Origin of the sequence: Holdemania sp. 1001095H_141210_F2 (assembly GCF_015558105.1) — a bacterium.
Lineage (GTDB): Bacteria > Bacillota_I > Bacilli_A > Erysipelotrichales > Erysipelotrichaceae > Holdemania.
The window spans coordinates 1-15157 of record NZ_JADNPO010000047.1; the positions used below are offsets into that span (position 1 = coordinate 1).

Annotated in this window: 10 protein-coding genes; 9 read left to right on the forward strand and 1 reads right to left on the reverse strand. The window is 53.1% G+C overall.

All coding sequences use genetic code 11. The features are described from left to right. The 4 genes from I2G61_RS15885 to I2G61_RS16825 all read left to right on the forward strand — a co-directional run. Positions 1 to 1325 (forward strand): murein hydrolase activator EnvC (locus tag I2G61_RS15885; protein WP_195548460.1); only part of this gene is annotated, 1325 nt, incomplete at its 5' end. A gap of 892 nt (positions 1326 to 2217) precedes the next feature. Continuing rightward, on the forward strand, positions 2218 to 3324 hold the full coding sequence (locus tag I2G61_RS15890) for a DUF1266 domain-containing protein (RefSeq protein ID WP_072685636.1): 1107 nt from the start codon (positions 2218 to 2220) through the stop codon (positions 3322 to 3324). Positions 3325 to 3327: 3 nt separating this feature from the next. Further along, positions 3328 to 4824 carry an ankyrin repeat domain-containing protein gene (locus I2G61_RS15895; protein ID WP_195548461.1) on the forward strand — a complete coding sequence of 499 codons (1497 nt, stop codon included), beginning with the start codon at positions 3328 to 3330 and terminating at the stop codon, positions 4822 to 4824. Beyond that, positions 4817 to 5782, forward strand: a complete 966-nt coding sequence (locus I2G61_RS16825; RefSeq protein WP_072685638.1) for an ankyrin repeat domain-containing protein — start codon at positions 4817 to 4819, stop codon at positions 5780 to 5782. The genes I2G61_RS15895 and I2G61_RS16825 overlap by 8 nt, the downstream gene beginning before the upstream one ends. A 125-nt stretch (positions 5783 to 5907) precedes the next feature. On the opposite strand, the gene I2G61_RS15905 is transcribed toward I2G61_RS16825, so the two are convergent. Then, on the reverse strand, positions 5908 to 6807 hold the full coding sequence (locus I2G61_RS15905) for a D-isomer specific 2-hydroxyacid dehydrogenase family protein (RefSeq protein WP_072685639.1): 900 nt from the start codon (positions 6805 to 6807) through the stop codon (positions 5908 to 5910). A 265-nt stretch (positions 6808 to 7072) separates the two neighbouring features. Here I2G61_RS15905 and I2G61_RS15910 point away from each other — a divergent pair, with 265 nt between their 5' ends. From I2G61_RS15910 to I2G61_RS15930, 5 genes are all read left to right on the forward strand, one after another. Further along, positions 7073 to 8590: a S41 family peptidase gene (locus I2G61_RS15910; protein WP_072685640.1), complete on the forward strand. Its 1518-nt coding sequence runs from the start codon at positions 7073 to 7075 to the stop codon at positions 8588 to 8590. Then, positions 8580 to 10559, forward strand: a complete 1980-nt coding sequence (gene uvrB / locus I2G61_RS15915) for an excinuclease ABC subunit UvrB (RefSeq protein ID WP_072685641.1) — start codon at positions 8580 to 8582, stop codon at positions 10557 to 10559. Before I2G61_RS15910 ends, uvrB begins: the two co-directional genes overlap by 11 nt. 242 nt (positions 10560 to 10801) lie before the next feature. After that, entirely contained in the window at positions 10802 to 11677 is an 876-nt protein-coding gene (locus tag I2G61_RS15920) for an NAD(P)H-dependent oxidoreductase (RefSeq protein WP_072685642.1), read from the forward strand. A gap of 228 nt (positions 11678 to 11905) precedes the next feature. Further along, the gene (locus I2G61_RS15925; RefSeq protein ID WP_195548462.1) at positions 11906 to 13519 is read left to right on the forward strand and encodes a PASTA domain-containing protein; all 1614 of its coding nucleotides are present in this window, start codon (positions 11906 to 11908) and stop codon (positions 13517 to 13519) included. A 59-nt stretch (positions 13520 to 13578) separates the two neighbouring features. Next, positions 13579 to 15157, forward strand: a 1579-nt coding sequence (locus I2G61_RS15930; RefSeq protein WP_195548463.1) for an ABC transporter permease, incomplete at its 3' end; no start/stop codon positions are given.

A 15157-nucleotide genomic window follows, 5' to 3' on the forward strand; every position in this document is an offset into this window, starting at 1 on the left:
TAATGACGGGCATGGTTTTGCCGGTCATGGCGGACGACGACGAAGACGTTTATTATTTGACGATGTGTTCCGGTTCCAATCTGACTGAGGCTCAGAAGACGGAATGTCAGAATTACGCAGCCAAGCGTAACAGCGAGCTGCAGAACGAATTGAATGAAATTAAAAAGAAGCGGAAGGAAATTGAAGCCGATCTGGCGAAGGTCGGTCAGGAAATCAAGGATTATGATTCGCAGATTTCCTCGCTGCAGGGACAGATCAACACGCTGAACGCGCAGATTACCGAAAAGGAAAATTCGATCGCGGCGCTGGAAGAACAGATTCTCCAAAAAGAAAATGAGATTAACGCGCTGCGGGAAAAGGTGGAACAGCGGTTGGTCCGTTCCCAACAGACAATGCACACGAATCAGTTTCTGGATTTCTTAATGGGGGCGGAGGATTTTGCTTCACTCCTGCGCCGGATTCAGGGCGTTAACGATATCATGAATTATGATAAGAAGTCGCTGGAAGAATTGAAGACATTGATGGATCAGCTGAACGCCGATAAGGAACAGCTGAATGTGGAAAAAGAAGAACTGGAAGTCGCGAAGACGGACGTTGAAAGCAAGAAACGCCAGGTTGTCAGCTTAAAGGCGACGGCCGAGCTGGCGCAGAAAGAATATGAAAAGCAGGCGGCTAAACTGGAAGCCGAAGGAAATCAGATTTCCGGCAGCCTGAATGAATTAAAAGGGATGATCAAGTCGCTGGGGTTGGATTCGATCGTGACCTCCAGCGGCTTCACCCGTCCGACCAGCGGCGGCCGGTTGTCCGCGGGGACCTGGCATTATGGCCTGAACGTCAATGGCGGCGTTCATCTGGGTATGGATATCGCGGCTGGGGTTGGCACGCCGATCTTTGCGGCCGGCAACGGCGTGGTGTTGGCCAGCGCTGACGGCTGTTCCAACGACGGCTATATCGGCAACTCCTGCGGCGAAGCTCAGGGCGGCAGCCGCGGCGGCGGAAATCAGGTGTACCTGTTGACGAGCATTAACGACGTCACCTATGCCGTGAAGTATCTGCATATGAGTCCGGGGACGCCGTTAAAAACCGGAACGGTCGTCAACGCCGGCGATCAGATCGGTGCGATCGGCAAGTCCGGCAATGTCACTGGCGCGCATGTGCATATCGAGGTGTTTAAGCTCGGCACGATGTCGCTGGAAAGCTATGCCAGCAGCTGGAGCGGCGATCTGGCTTTCGGCGCAGGCTGGGGCGCGGCCGGATTGAACCGGCTGTGCGCTAACGTCGGCGCGCCGTGCCGGGTTAAACCGGAAACGGTCTTCGGGTATTAAATTCGAATCTGAAGCGCGAAAGAACTAAGCTTTCGTTCACTTACTTATGAAAATTAAAATTTCCTGCTTTCCAGGAAGGATAAAACACCCGGGAGGAATGGCTGAAACGATATTCAGTCATTGTCTCCGGGTGTTCTTATTTTATTGGGAAAGTGCAGCTCAAAGGAATAAAAAAACTCTTGAATAGCTCATGACGTTCAAGCACTTCAAAGAAAAGCCTGTCGGACTTCTGAAAAAGGTTAAAAATAGGATTGGATCACGAAAACAGGGATCTTTGCGTTGTGCTTTCATTTTGCGCCAATGACTTTAACGGTTCATTGCAGTGTTTCTTCCTCAAGAACCCAGTTAAGGATCAGTTCGGTAAGTTTTCGTTTATGAAAAGGTTCAGCGGAATCGCCAAGGTAGATTTCACTGCGGCAATGATGAGAAGCAGTCCAGGTTTTTCCACACTTTTTTGGTCCTTCGATACAAACTGCGCCGATCATTCTGATAGATTTTATAAATCCATTCAGAGAGTTTAATTGTTTTCAATCAGAGCGATTTTACGAGTTCAATCAGAGAGATTAGTCATTTTCAATCAGAGAGATTTCGACTGACTTCAAAGCATTTCATAAGGGTGAACCTCAATACTGTGAATTAGGAAGCATCAAAGAAAGGATTAACATTTAATGATCGGTAACGGTCGTTCCGGTTTTCAACAGAAAATACGGCTGATATTGTCACTGAACACTTGTCCCTGTGAAGCGAGGATGATCCGATTGCGTTCTTCCCGGCTTTGAATTTCAGGTCATCCCTTTTCTATTTCTTACGATTCGCAAAAAAAGCAGGAAAAACATTGATCTCCTTCGGAACAGATCGGATAATAAAGTTAGAAAACAGGAGGTAGTTCAGAATGGCAGACGACTACAAAAAAGTTCAGGAAGAATATGAAAAAATGATGGATACGATGTTTTCCGGCAAATCCAGCGAGGAAGTCGCCGCTTCAATTCTGCAGCAGCAGGAAGCGATGATGCAGCACATGGATATGGATCAGGTCATGAAGGAAGCGATGGGCGCGGCCGCGGCGATGATGAATCAGACGGAAAGCCGGATCCAGGCCCAGACGGAAGCGATGATCCAGAATTTGAGCGCGTCCATGGCAGGCGGAGAAAATCCGCTGGCCGGGCTGACGGATTCCATGGGTGATTTTGCGGATTTGTTCGGCGGCGATCCGGAGGAGCTCACGCGGATGTTCCTGGGCGGCGACGGCGATCCGGAATATGATCTGGAATCAATCAATGAGAAGATCCAGAGTCTGCGGGTTCTGGAAAAAGAACCGGGCGTAACGCTTTCGCGCAGCCATGAAACCTTCCGCACGTTTGAAATCTTGCTTACCGCCTACATGAGCTTGAAAAATGCTCATGAAATGGACGGCTTGGCGATGGAAGAGGATCCTGAGTTTATTGATCAGATCAAGGATATGCTGCAAAGCAGCTGGGGAATCACAAATTCGGCGGAACTGACGGAGAAGCTGCGCGAGCTGACGACAGCCGGGCATCAGGCGAAATATTCACGGTATCAGGCCGCGGCGGATCCGCAGGAACTGATGGACGATCCCGAGGATGAGGATGAACTGGAATCCGTGCTGCCATGCTGGAAGCTGGCGCAGTATTTCAAGGATAAGTTGCCGGAAAATTATATTCTGGGCTGGGATTACGGCCGGGCGGCGACGGTTGTCCGCTGGGGCTATACGGTCGGTTACATCAATGAGGAAGACAGCTGGGCCTGGCTGGATCAGATCGCTGAGAAAATGATCGAAGTCTTTGATTCCTGGACGGAGTTCGGCTTGTCGTATGTCTTTGGTTCGTTGTTCTGGATCGCGGCGTTTGACGGCGAGGAAGGGATCAGCGAGCGCTTTGAGGAAGGCATCGAGCTTTTGACGGAGCTGCTGGATGAAGACGAGGACGGTCAGCCGGGCGTCTGGGCGCAGTGCGCGTGGATCGGCGAACTGACGGATTAATTCATGCTCGAACAATTCAAAGCGGCGCTGGCGGAGAATAACCGGACGCGGCTGACCTTGCTTCTCGACGAGATCGATCCGGATGAAACCGACGACGGTGGCAATACCGCACTGCATTTGGCGGCGGAGCAGGCGGATGAGAAAATGATTCAGGAATTGTTGATCCGCGGCTGCGATCCGTTCGCGGTGAATCGTTACGGCTGGACCGCGCTGCACAGTCTGGTCCGGTTCCGGGATTTTGCCGAATACCCCGGGTTGGTAACCGAATGCTGCGTCCGTCTGCTGAAAGCCGGCTGTCCGAAAGAAAAACGTGACGAATCCGGACTGACGTTTTATCAGCTGGCTGCCCAGCGCGTCAACGTCCCGATCTTTGAAGCACTGCTTCTTTTCCATCTGCATCCTGCGGCGATCGTGCTGTCCGACGGCGATACGACGCTGCATCTTGTATGCCGAAGTCTGAATCTGATTGAGTCCGCGCAAGGCGAAGCCCATGCCCGGCTGGAACAACCCTACGTGCGGATTGTGGAAATCCTGCTCGAACTGGGACAGGATCCTGAACAGAAAAATAACAGCGGTCTGACGCCGCGGCAGCTGGCCGTGCAGTTTGGCGGCAAAGCGGTAGCGGCCTTGTTAAGCGGACAGACGGAAGCCAGCGGTGGTTTGACGCTGTTTGAAGCCGCCCGCCAGAACGATCAGGACAGCCTGCGCTATTGGATCAGCCAGCCGATTGATCTGGACGCGGCGCTGGACGAGGGCGAAGAGCAGGGGATGACCGCGCTGGCGCTGGCCTGCCGGTTTCTCAACGAAGAAGCGGTAAGTCTGTTGCTGGAAGCGGGCGCTGAACCGCTGGCGTTTGAAGGTAAAGTGGAAAACTGCGCGCTTTACCAGTTTCTAACCGCTCTGAAATCCCGGACGCGGATCACGCATTCGGTAACGATCCGTTCGATCAAAAAGATGTTCCGCGGCTTAACCCGGCAGCTGACGATGCTGGATCAGCCGGTAACGGAAAAGGGCGAAACGCCGGTGCACGTGCTGTGCGGCCATATCGACGCCGGCTGGTGGGTGGAAGACCGGGAATTTCAGGAGATTCTGCTGGAAATGATGATCCCCCGCGACGTCTGGCGTCAGCGAAGCGCCGACGGCCGTCAGCCACTGCATTATCTGGCGGAACACCCATGCGCGGAAGCGGAGAACTTGATTTCCATGATTCTTGAGCGCTGCGACGTCAACGCGCAGGACAATGAAGGCAATACCGCTCTGATGATCGCCTGCGGCCGGAAGCTGATCGGCGAAACGCCGGTGGAAACGATGCTGATCCGCGCCCGCAACCGTGTCGATCCTTCCGGCGCGGCGGCGTTGGTCACCCAGCTGCTGCAAGCGCCGGACATTAATTTATCACTCGTCAATAACAAGTCGATGACGGCGTTGGACATCGCCGTGGAAAATGAATTTGAGCTGGTTGTCAATTTATTGCTGAAAAAGGAGGGAGAATGTGGCTGAACTCTTAATTAAAGCCTGCCGCACCGGCCAGAAGGGCGTAGCGCTGGCACTCTTAAAAAAACCGGACCTTGACGTTAACGAACGCGACAGGCAAGGCCGGACCGCGCTGTTTTATGCCTGCGCGCAAGCGCAGCGGGACGTCGTGATCGCCTTGTTAAAGCGGGGCGCGGACACGACGCTGGCGGATAATCACAGCGTTACGCCGCTGCATCAGGCGGCCGCCGTGGGAAACCGGGAAATCATGGGCCTGTTGTTGGAAAGCTGTCCGGCGGAGGTGAGCGACGATCAGGGCGTTACGCCGCTGATGAGTGCGATCAGTTATAAAAAAGTGGAAGCCGCCAAGTTTCTGATCAGTCAGGGCGCGAACCCGGAAACGAAGGATAATGCCGGCCACAGCGCCGCCGATTATGCCGCGGCCAACGGCTTGAAAGCGAGCGAACTGTGGGAAGCCAGCGACAGCCAGAAGGATGGTGAGGGCAACACCCCCTTGCATATCGCCTGTCTCAGCGGACAAGGCGAGCTCGTCAGGACGTTAATACAAAAGCATCCCCAATGGCTCAACGAGGTCAACGACCGTCATGAAACGCCGTTGCTTTTAGCGGCGGGAACTAATAATTTAATGATCGCCCAGCTGCTGATTCAGGCTCAGGCGGACGTGAATCTGCGCTCCAACCGCGGCAGCACGCCGCTCCATCTGGCGGCTTATCGAAACAATGCGCCGTTAACGACGTTGTTGATCGAAGCCGGCGCGGAATTGAACGGCGTCGATCAGGCGGGACAGTCGCCGCTGATCCTGGCTGCCAAAAACGGCAATCTGGACTGCGCGCGCAAACTGATCGAAGCCGGAGCCGACGTGAATCAATGCGATCAGAATCAGAAAAGCGTCCTGGATTACGCGATTCAGGGAGGCTATACGGAAATGGTCGAGCGGCTGTTGGAGGCCGGGGCCGGCGCATAAAACGGGGGCAATGAAAACACTGGCGACGAAGTTTTCAATTTAAATTCAAAAAATGAGACGATAAAAAAACCAGAGCTGAACGGAAGTTCACTCTGGTTTTTGTCCTGTTTAAATCAGGGAGGAGATTAAGCGTTTCGCTGATTCAGGAAATTTTCCATGTTGGCCAGCACCTTCTGTCCCAGCCGGTCGATGCACTGCACCGAATTGCCAGCCGAAGTCCGTAAGCAGCGCACCCGCGGATGATCGAGCAGCGCTTCATCGCCCAATGCCCGTTCGCTGTCGCAGAAGAAATGTGTATCCGGCAGCGCCAGCCAGGCTTTCAGCGCTTCGACGTCGTGGCCCGGACCGATCGACGTGTTGAAGACAATTTTATGATCCCCCAACAACCGGAACTGTTCCGGCCCCATCACAATTGCGTTTTTATTCAGACATTCGCAGATCACGTCGTTCTGCCGCAGCAGTACGTCCAACGGCTGATATTCCATTCCTTCCGCTTCACATTCCGGCTTGCGCGTCCGGCTGTAATACTGAATCCGCGAGCCGAAATGCATCAATCCCCGGGCGATGATCTGGCCTGTGGTTCCCATGCCGAGAATGCCAACCTTCAGATCTGTCAGCTCCAGTGGAACCGGCTTGAACGACGGCTGGCGGTAACCGTTAAGAAAGCCGATCAGCTCGTATAATACATATTCGACAACCCCTTCGTCGCCATAGTCGCGGATGCCCGTTACCGTGATGCCCAATTCCCGTGCCGCGGCGATATCGACGTTGGCGCTCGCTTCTGAATACAGGCTGCAGCACATTCCGATGTAGACGATCGACGGACACTGGCGCAGCACCGAAGCGGGAATTTCCGTCCGCCAGCTGACCAGCACGCAGTCCGCCTGTCCGATCCGCTTTATCAGTTCTCCTTCACTGGTCGGGGAGTTTGGATATTCGATGACTTCCTCCGCCAGCTGACGCAGCCGTGCCTGCGCGCTTTCGTTCATCCCGACGGGTTCGACGATGACACATTGTTTAAACATATTCGTTGTTCCTCCTGCCTTTGATTATATCACGATCAGACTGAAATCTGCCGGTCATCCGAATGATTCGAGGGGAAAGAGGCTGTCTTCGCAGACTGGACGCTGCGGGTGAAACGCTAGGCAAAGGGCGATCTCTGTGCTATACTAGAACTTGAAAAAAGTTAAAGCCGATTTCCGGTTGGAAGATGAAAATCTGTTCAAAATAACAGAGAGGTCAGGCCAAAACGACAAACTGTGGTACAATAAAAAAACTGAGGTGACCCGAATGAGTGAAAATGAAAAGAAAACAGTGAAGATTAAATTAGAACGCCACCTGTGGCCGGATGAGATGCGCGAGCGTCAGCGGCGCAAGCAGGTCACGGCGCTGATGATCGCCTCGCTGGCGGTCGTTTTTATCGTCGGCTTTTTGTTAGGCGGCACGCTTCATCCTGTTCGTTCTTCCGCCGGTGTCGGCGGCACGGTCAATCAAGACAAGTTTGCCCAGGGCAAGCTGGATTCGATTTACAGCATCATGAAAAATGAATGGTATTTCGGCAAGGATGACGAGAATCTGGAACAGGATCTGATCGACAGCGCGCTTTACGGCATGAGCAGCTCGGCGCTGGATCCGCATACCACCTACATGTCGGCGGAACAGACGCTGGCGTTTTCCACCGCGATCGACAACAATTTCGTCGGCATCGGCATTCAGTACAACGCGTCCGGACCGAAGATCGTGACCCGCGTGTTCGCCGATTCCCCGGCCTATCACGCCGGCGTGCAGGTCGGCGATATCCTGATGAAGGCCGATGGGCAGGATCTGACCGATCTGCCGAGCGACGACGTCGCGGATCTGGTGCGCGGCGAGGCTGGGACGCAGGTTGAGCTGGAAGTGCTGCGCGACAACGAACCGGTGACGATGACGATCACCCGCGGCGAGGTCAACAACACGGTCTATGGCGAAATGCTCGACGGATCGCTGGGCTATCTGGAAATCATTTCGTTCGGCTCGACGACCGGCGTGGAATGCGAGCGGTATTTAAGCATGATGAGCGAGCAGGGATTGGAGCGGCTGATCATTGATCTGCGCGACAACGGCGGCGGCTATCTGGACGCGCTGGTCAGCGTATCCAGCCTGTTTCTGCCGGAGGACACACTGATCATGACGCAGGAATACAAGGACGGCCGGCGGGTGGAAAGTCATACGACGGCCGGACAGTTTGAAAATATTCAAGGAATTGTGATCCTGATCAACGGCGATACCGCCAGCGCTTCCGAGGTGCTGACGCTGGCGCTGAAGGAACAGCGCGATGACGTGACGCTGGTTGGCACGCAGAGCTACGGCAAGGGCAGCGTGCAGGTGCAGCGGCCGTTCGCCGACGGTTCAGTGCTGAAATACACGAACTCCCGCTGGCTCTCGCCGAACGAGGAATGGATCAACGGCGTCGGCATCACGCCGGATCAGATCGTCGAGCTGCCGCCGGTGCTGCAGACGACGACGGCTTCCTTTATGATGGAAGAGGACGAAAGTTATACGCTCGATCAGGTCAGCGAGCATGTCGCTTCGGCGCAGAAGGCGCTTGCTTTCCTGGACTATCCGGTCGGCCGCAGCGACGGCTATTTCGACGCTTCGACGGCGCAGGCGCTGCGCCGGTATCAGGCGGAGCATAATTTAGAGGCAAGCGGGGTGCTGGACGCCGCCACGCTGCAGTCATTGGTTTCGGGCGTCCGCTATCGCTGGTCGATGGATAAAAGCATCGACAATCAGCTGCAGAAGGCGGTGAGCATCCTCAATGGCGAATGAACATTTTCAGCTCGTTTCCAAATACAAGCCGACCGGTGATCAGCCCCGTGCGATTGACAAGCTGGTCGCCGGCTTACAGGCCGGTAAGAAAGAACAGGTATTACTGGGCGCGACCGGAACGGGCAAGACGTTTACGATCGGCAATGTGATCGAGCGCGTCAACCGGCCGACGCTGGTGTTCGCCCATAACAAGACGCTGGCCGGCCAGCTGTATTCTGAATTCAAGGAGCTATTTCCTCACAACCGTGTGGAATACTTCGTTTCCAATTTCGATTACTACCAGCCGGAAGCGTACATGCCCAAGACGGATACGTATATTGAAAAGAACGCGATGACCAACGACGAGCTGGACATGCTTCGGATGGCGGCCGTCAACTCCGTACTGGAACGGCGCGACACGATCATCGTCGCCTCCGTCGCCTGCATCTATGCGGCGTCCGATCCGAATCAGTACCGCGACATGTTCTTCACGATCCGCGTCGGCGATCACATCGACCGCAACGATCTTCTGCGCAAGCTGGTCGACCGTCAGTACAAGCGCAACGATATGGACCGGGCGCGCGGGACGTTCCGCGTGCGGGGCGATACGATCGAGGTCAACATGGGCCATACCGACGCGTTCATGCTTCGGATTGAAATGTTTGACGACGAGATCGAACGCATCTGCGAAGTCGATCCGCTGACCGGCAAGCTGCAGAACGCGTACACGGTTTACAACGTCTTCCCGGCCAGCGGCTATGCCCGGCCGAAGGATCAGATTGAACGGGCCTGTCAGGAAATTGAGGAAGAACTGGAGCTGCGCTTAGCCGAATTGGACCGGCAGGGCAAACTGGTCGAGAAACAGCGGCTGGAACAACGCTGCCGCTATGATCTGGAAGCGCTGCGGGAATTCGGCGTCTGCCCGGGGATCGAAAACTATTCCTCGCATATCGACGGCCGGCCCGCGGGGCAGCGGCCGTGGAACCTGTTCGACTATTTCCCGAAGGACTTCTTACTGGTCGTCGACGAATCGCACGTCTCGCTGCCGCAGATCCGCGGTATGTATAACGGCGACCGGGCACGTAAGGAAACATTGGTGGAATACGGCTTCCGTCTGCCCAGCGCGCTGGATAACCGGCCGATGCGCTTTGAAGAATTTGAAACACTCGTTAATCAGGCAATTTATGTTTCCGCAACGCCGGGCAATTACGAGCTGGAAAAAGTCCATGGCGAGGTCGTCGAACAGATCATCCGTCCGACCGGCCTGCTGGACCCGGAAATCACAGTGCGGCCGACACGCGGTCAGATCGACGATCTGCTGGATGAGATCCATCACTGCATCGCGGCCAACGAGCGTGTGCTGATCACGACCTTGACTGTCAAGATGGCGGAAGACCTGACGGATTATCTGAAAAAGAATGATCTGAAGGTTGCCTATCTGCATCATGAAACACTGACGCTGGAGCGCACGGAAACGATCCGCGACCTGCGCCGGGGCAAATACGACGTGCTGGTCGGCATCAACCTGCTTCGCGAGGGCATTGATATTCCGGAAGTATCGCTGGTCGCAATACTGGACGCCGACAAGGAAGGCTTTTTGCGTTCAGAACGCTCGCTGATCCAGACGATCGGCCGCGCCGCCCGAAACGCGCATGGCCGCGTCGTCATGTATGGCGATAAGATGACTGATTCGATGAAGAAAGCGATTGAGGAAACCAACCGCCGACGTGCGATTCAGATCGCCTACAATGAAGAACATCACATCACGCCGACGACGATCGTCAAGGACATCGGCGAAGCGATCCATGGCAAGGAAACACAGGAAATGGCCGCCCGCTACATGAAGAAAAAATCCAAGCTGGGCAAAAAGGAACAACAGAAGCTGATCGACAATCTCGAGAAGGAGATGAAAGACGCCGCCCGGGTGCTCGATTTCGAGCGTGCTGCCGAGCTGCGCGACATGCTTCTGGAACTCAAGGCCGCGCTGTAAACTGTTAAAATGGGATATAAACCGGCGTTTTCGCCGGTTTATTGCTTTGTGAGAGCTTGGACATCGTCGAAATTTGTGCTACAATAGATCCCGGAAGCCGGAAATTCTCCGGCAGAGCTTTAGTTCTTTCTTGCTCGTTAAACTCGAAAACTGAGCTTTTAGTTTTTCCTGCTCACAAAACTCGGAAACTGAGCTTTTGGTCGATCCTGCTCACAAAACTCGGAAAACGCAAGGAGGAAAGCATGAAAAAACTGATTCTCATTTTGACTGCGGTTCTGATGCTGGCGGGCTGCGCCACTCAGACGCCACAAGCCACCCCAACGCCGGAAACCACGCCGGAAACCACAACGACGCCGGAAAGCACGGCCAAGACCGATTCTTTTACCGGTCCGACTGTCGATTCGGTCACTTCCGCTTCCATCGTTCAGGAAGCCTACATTCAGGATTATACGCCGGCTGGATTCACGGACAGCGATAAGGAAAAAGCGCTGTTTGTCATCGGCGATCCGCGTCACAACAGCGTGCTGTGGGATATGGCCCGCACAGCGATGAAGCACATGGAAGAACAGGGCATGGAAGTGGAAATGCGCGATCTGTATACGATGAACTTCAATCCGGTTCTTTCCGCGGCGGATTTCTATTACGCCAAGGACGGTCAGGGTGAACCGTCGGCAGATATCAAAAAGGAACAGGATCTGGTCAGCCAGGCCGATCATCTGATCTTCGTCTATCCGAACTGGCATGATTCTGAAATCACCATCGTCAAAGGATATAAAGAAAAAGTCTTCGCGAAGAAATTTGCTTATCAGGACGGTGCAAACGGTCTGGAAGGTCTGTTAAAAGACAAGAGCTACTTCACGATCATGAACTGCGGCTACCTCGGCGGCGGACGCGGTTATATCGGCGACGGCGTCGGCATTGAAGATGAAAAATGGGATACTTACATGAACGCCTTCAAGGTCTTCGACGACGATACCTCAGCCTTCTGGGGCACGACCAACTACGGCCGGTTTGTCAACGACCGCACCCCGGGCAATGAATCGGAAAACTATGGGGAAGAAATCGAGCAGCTGCGCTCGGATCTGAACGCTTTCCTGGACAAGGTTTACTTCAACTAAATAAACAAAGACGCTGCGCTGGCGATGAAATGCCGGCCGCGGCGTTTTCTTTTGGCTCTTTTGCGACAGGCTCTTTCAAACATGGTATTGGTAAGAAAACCTTTCTTTTTCCGCCACGTTTACGGTTGTCATAAAGATTTAAGAAAATGCGAAATCCGCTATGTTATAATAAATAAGGTTATCAGACACTGTTTGGATTATGGAAAGAAAAAGGAGAGGAGAACCGTAATGGCAGAACCAAAAAAAGATTATTTAAGCTCCCTGGCCTCCGAGATTGAGAAAAAGCCGGACAGCTTCAAAGAAGAAAAAGTGGAACGCATCGTCAAGCCGAAGCGCAGCATGGATCCGAAGATCATGATCGGCGCGGCCGCGGCTTTGATCATCGCGATCATCGGCGTGTATTTCCTGTTTTTTGCCCCGAAGATCAAGGTTGAGAACTTCGTCGGCAAGACGACCAACGACGTTGGAATCTGGGCGAAGGAAAACGGCATCGACACCAAGAATATCGTCATGAATCAGGTATATTCAATGGATTATGACGCCGATCAGATCATTTCCCAGAATAAAAAAGAAGGCAGCAAGATCAAGAAGGATTCAACGTTGATTTTCGAGGTGTCCAAGGGCGCCGATCCCGATGAGAAGATCGAATTCCCGGATATCAAGAACATGACGCTTGACGAGATCAACGACTGGATCAGCAAGAACAAGCTGTCGAAGGTGAAGGTGAATACCGTTTACAGCGACACGGTGGAAAAGGATCAGGTTATTTCTTTCGATCTGAAATCCGTGAATGAAAACAACTTCACGCGCGGCACCAATCTGACGATCAGCGTATCCAAGGGACCGCAGCCGGCGGGTGAGGTTACCGTCGACGACTTCGTGAAGAAGGAAGTGTCCAGCGCTGAAGCCTGGGCGAAAAGCAAGAAGGTCGAGCTGGAGATCGTCGAGGTTTACCATGATACGATCGCGACCGGACTGATCGTTTCCCAGTCGATCGAATCCGGTAAAACGATGAAGCAGGGCGATACGCTGACCTTGACCGTTTCCAAGGGGAAAGCCGTCAAGGTTCCGCAATTAGTCGGTTATACGAAGGATCAGCTGGAAGCCTGGGCCGCGAACAAGGAAAACGCGGTTTCGATTGTGAAGAAAGAAGTTTACAGCGATGCGCCGGCCGGCAGCGTCATCTCACAGTCGATTAAGGCGGGCAGCCAGGTCGATTCCGGTACGGTTCTGGAACTGACAATTTCCCTGTATATGCCGCAGCTGCAGACCAACAGCCGCGAATATCTGGGCAAGGATTACCTGGCGTTGAACGCGTGGGTTGACGATGTCAATTACCGCGGCGCCAGCATCACGGCAGGCGCATGGGACGGCGAAGAGTGCTCGGATGAATATCCGACACCGGGCCAGATCATCAGCTATCACTGCATGGCTAATGATGGAACAGATCTGCCGCATGGCTGCGACCGGCCATTGCCGCTGAATGCGAAGATCGGATATAAGAAATCCACTGGCGGCTGTACGCCGAAGCCGGAGGAACCGAAAGAGGTTCAGATCGGCCTGACGCCGCTGGGCTCGGAGGCCGCGATGAAGTCGTTTTGCGATGAGAATAAATTGGCTTGCAGCTTCACTTACGTGTCAACAAATGATTCAGCAGGTACAGGCAAAGAAGACGGACAGATTAGTGTGAAAAAAGGCGGAGAGCCGGTAGATCCGAATACAACTGTGAAAGCTGGCGACGCTTTAAGCATAGAAGTATTCTATAACCCGGATAAATTAAATAATCCGGACAAGAATGACGAAAATCAGAACGGCAATGAGGGCAGCCCGGCCGCTGAATAAAGCGGAGGACTGTGTCTCTGAACTGTTGACAGTCTGAATTTTAACCTCAGAAGGGAAGAATGAGAATTATGAATTTTTTCAATCGAGCGCTTAAGAATGTGACCCGGAAGATTTCCAAATCGGTTCTTCTGGCCGTAACCTTTTTCCTGATTGGCAATCTGGTCATCATTGGACTGGGGATCAATAACGCGGCTGAAAATGCAAAGATTCTGACCCGCCAGAAAATGCGGGCGGTCGTTTCGCTGGAATTGGATTATACGGCCTATTACAACGACGCGGATAAGATCACTGATGACGATGAACGTGAAGCATTTTATAAAAATCCGCCGCGGTTAACGATGGATAAGATTGAAAAATTGAAAGCGGACAGCCGGGTCAAGGCGGTCAACTTCATCTCTACTCAGCAGATGTATTCCCAAGATTTCGAATCGGTTCCGCTGAATAATGAGTTTGACAGTAATTACAAGCCGCAGGAAAACACAGAGTCGGAAGTCGACGGCGCTGTTTCTGTGATGTCTTATAGTTGGAAGCCGGCGGATCTGCGCGTGCAGACCAATCGCTATCCGGATATGATCGAATTCCAGGACGGTACCTATGAGATGCTGGAAGGGCGTTTCTACACCCAGGAAGAGATTGACAATTCCGCTGCCGTCGTCTGCGTTCCGCAGGAACTGGCAGAGCTGAACAACCTGCACGTCGGCGACACGATCAGCGTCAACATCACTGATTCTTCGCAGATCGAGCAGATGGAAGGCTCGGGAATTACCGAGGAGGATCTGCTTCTTTCTCTGGAAATCATCGGCATCTATAAAAGCAACGAACAGCTGGATCCGAATTCTGACGAATATAAATGGATGGCCCGTTATGAATCGCCGCAGAACACGCTGTTGATGCCAGCGACGACCGCTTCCGACAAATATTATGATTTCTACGTTAAATCGTATCGTTATTATATGACGACGACGCCGGAATATTATAAAGAGGAAGACATCATGGCGAAGGAAGATTACGGCATGGCTTCCAAAGCCGTTTATCTTTTAGAGGATCCGCTGCAGGTCGATCAATTTGTTGAGGATTATCAGGATCAGACCGGCAATTATGTCATTCTGAACGCCAATAATGATACGTTTAAGAAACTGGCGCGCCCGCTGGATACGCTGTCGCTGTTCTCCAACATCATCGTCTGGATCGTCGTGATCAACGCTGTCGTCATCATCACCCTCGTCACAGCCTTAACGCTGAAAACGCGTGAGTATGAAATCGGCGTGCTGCTTTCGATCGGCGTATCCAAGATGAAGATCGTGGCGCAGTTCTTCGTCGAACTGATCATCGTCGCGCTGATCGGCTTCACCCTGTCAGTCGTCAGCGGTTCGTTAGTCGCCAAGCAGGTGGGCAAGATGGTGCTGAACTATCAGGTCGATACGGAAAACAAATATGCGGATGAGAATGACAACAACAATAACTTCTATTATGGCGAGACCAATTACTTCACCGAGATCACTCAGGATGATCTGTTAGAAGAATACAACGTGCAGATCAATCCGATGATCATTGGAGAAATCTATATTCTGGGCATCGGCGTTGTCTTCATCTCAATCCTGATTCCGTCGTTTATGATCATGCGGTTCAATCCGAAGA

Excerpts from the sequence above, each read along its gene's own strand:
- I2G61_RS15890 (WP_072685636.1), top strand. The coding sequence starts at position 2,218 with ATGGCAGACGACTACAAAAAAGTTCAGGAAGAATATGAAAAAATGATG.
- I2G61_RS15895 (WP_195548461.1), top strand. The coding sequence starts at position 3,328 with ATGCTCGAACAATTCAAAGCGGCGCTGGCGGAGAATAACCGGACGCGG.
- I2G61_RS15905 (WP_072685639.1), bottom strand. The coding sequence starts at position 6,807 with ATGTTTAAACAATGTGTCATCGTCGAACCCGTCGGGATGAACGAAAGC.
- I2G61_RS15910 (WP_072685640.1), top strand. The coding sequence starts at position 7,073 with ATGAGTGAAAATGAAAAGAAAACAGTGAAGATTAAATTAGAACGCCAC.
- uvrB (WP_072685641.1), top strand. The coding sequence starts at position 8,580 with ATGGCGAATGAACATTTTCAGCTCGTTTCCAAATACAAGCCGACCGGT.
- I2G61_RS15920 (WP_072685642.1), top strand. The coding sequence starts at position 10,802 with ATGAAAAAACTGATTCTCATTTTGACTGCGGTTCTGATGCTGGCGGGC.
- I2G61_RS15925 (WP_195548462.1), top strand. The coding sequence starts at position 11,906 with ATGGCAGAACCAAAAAAAGATTATTTAAGCTCCCTGGCCTCCGAGATT.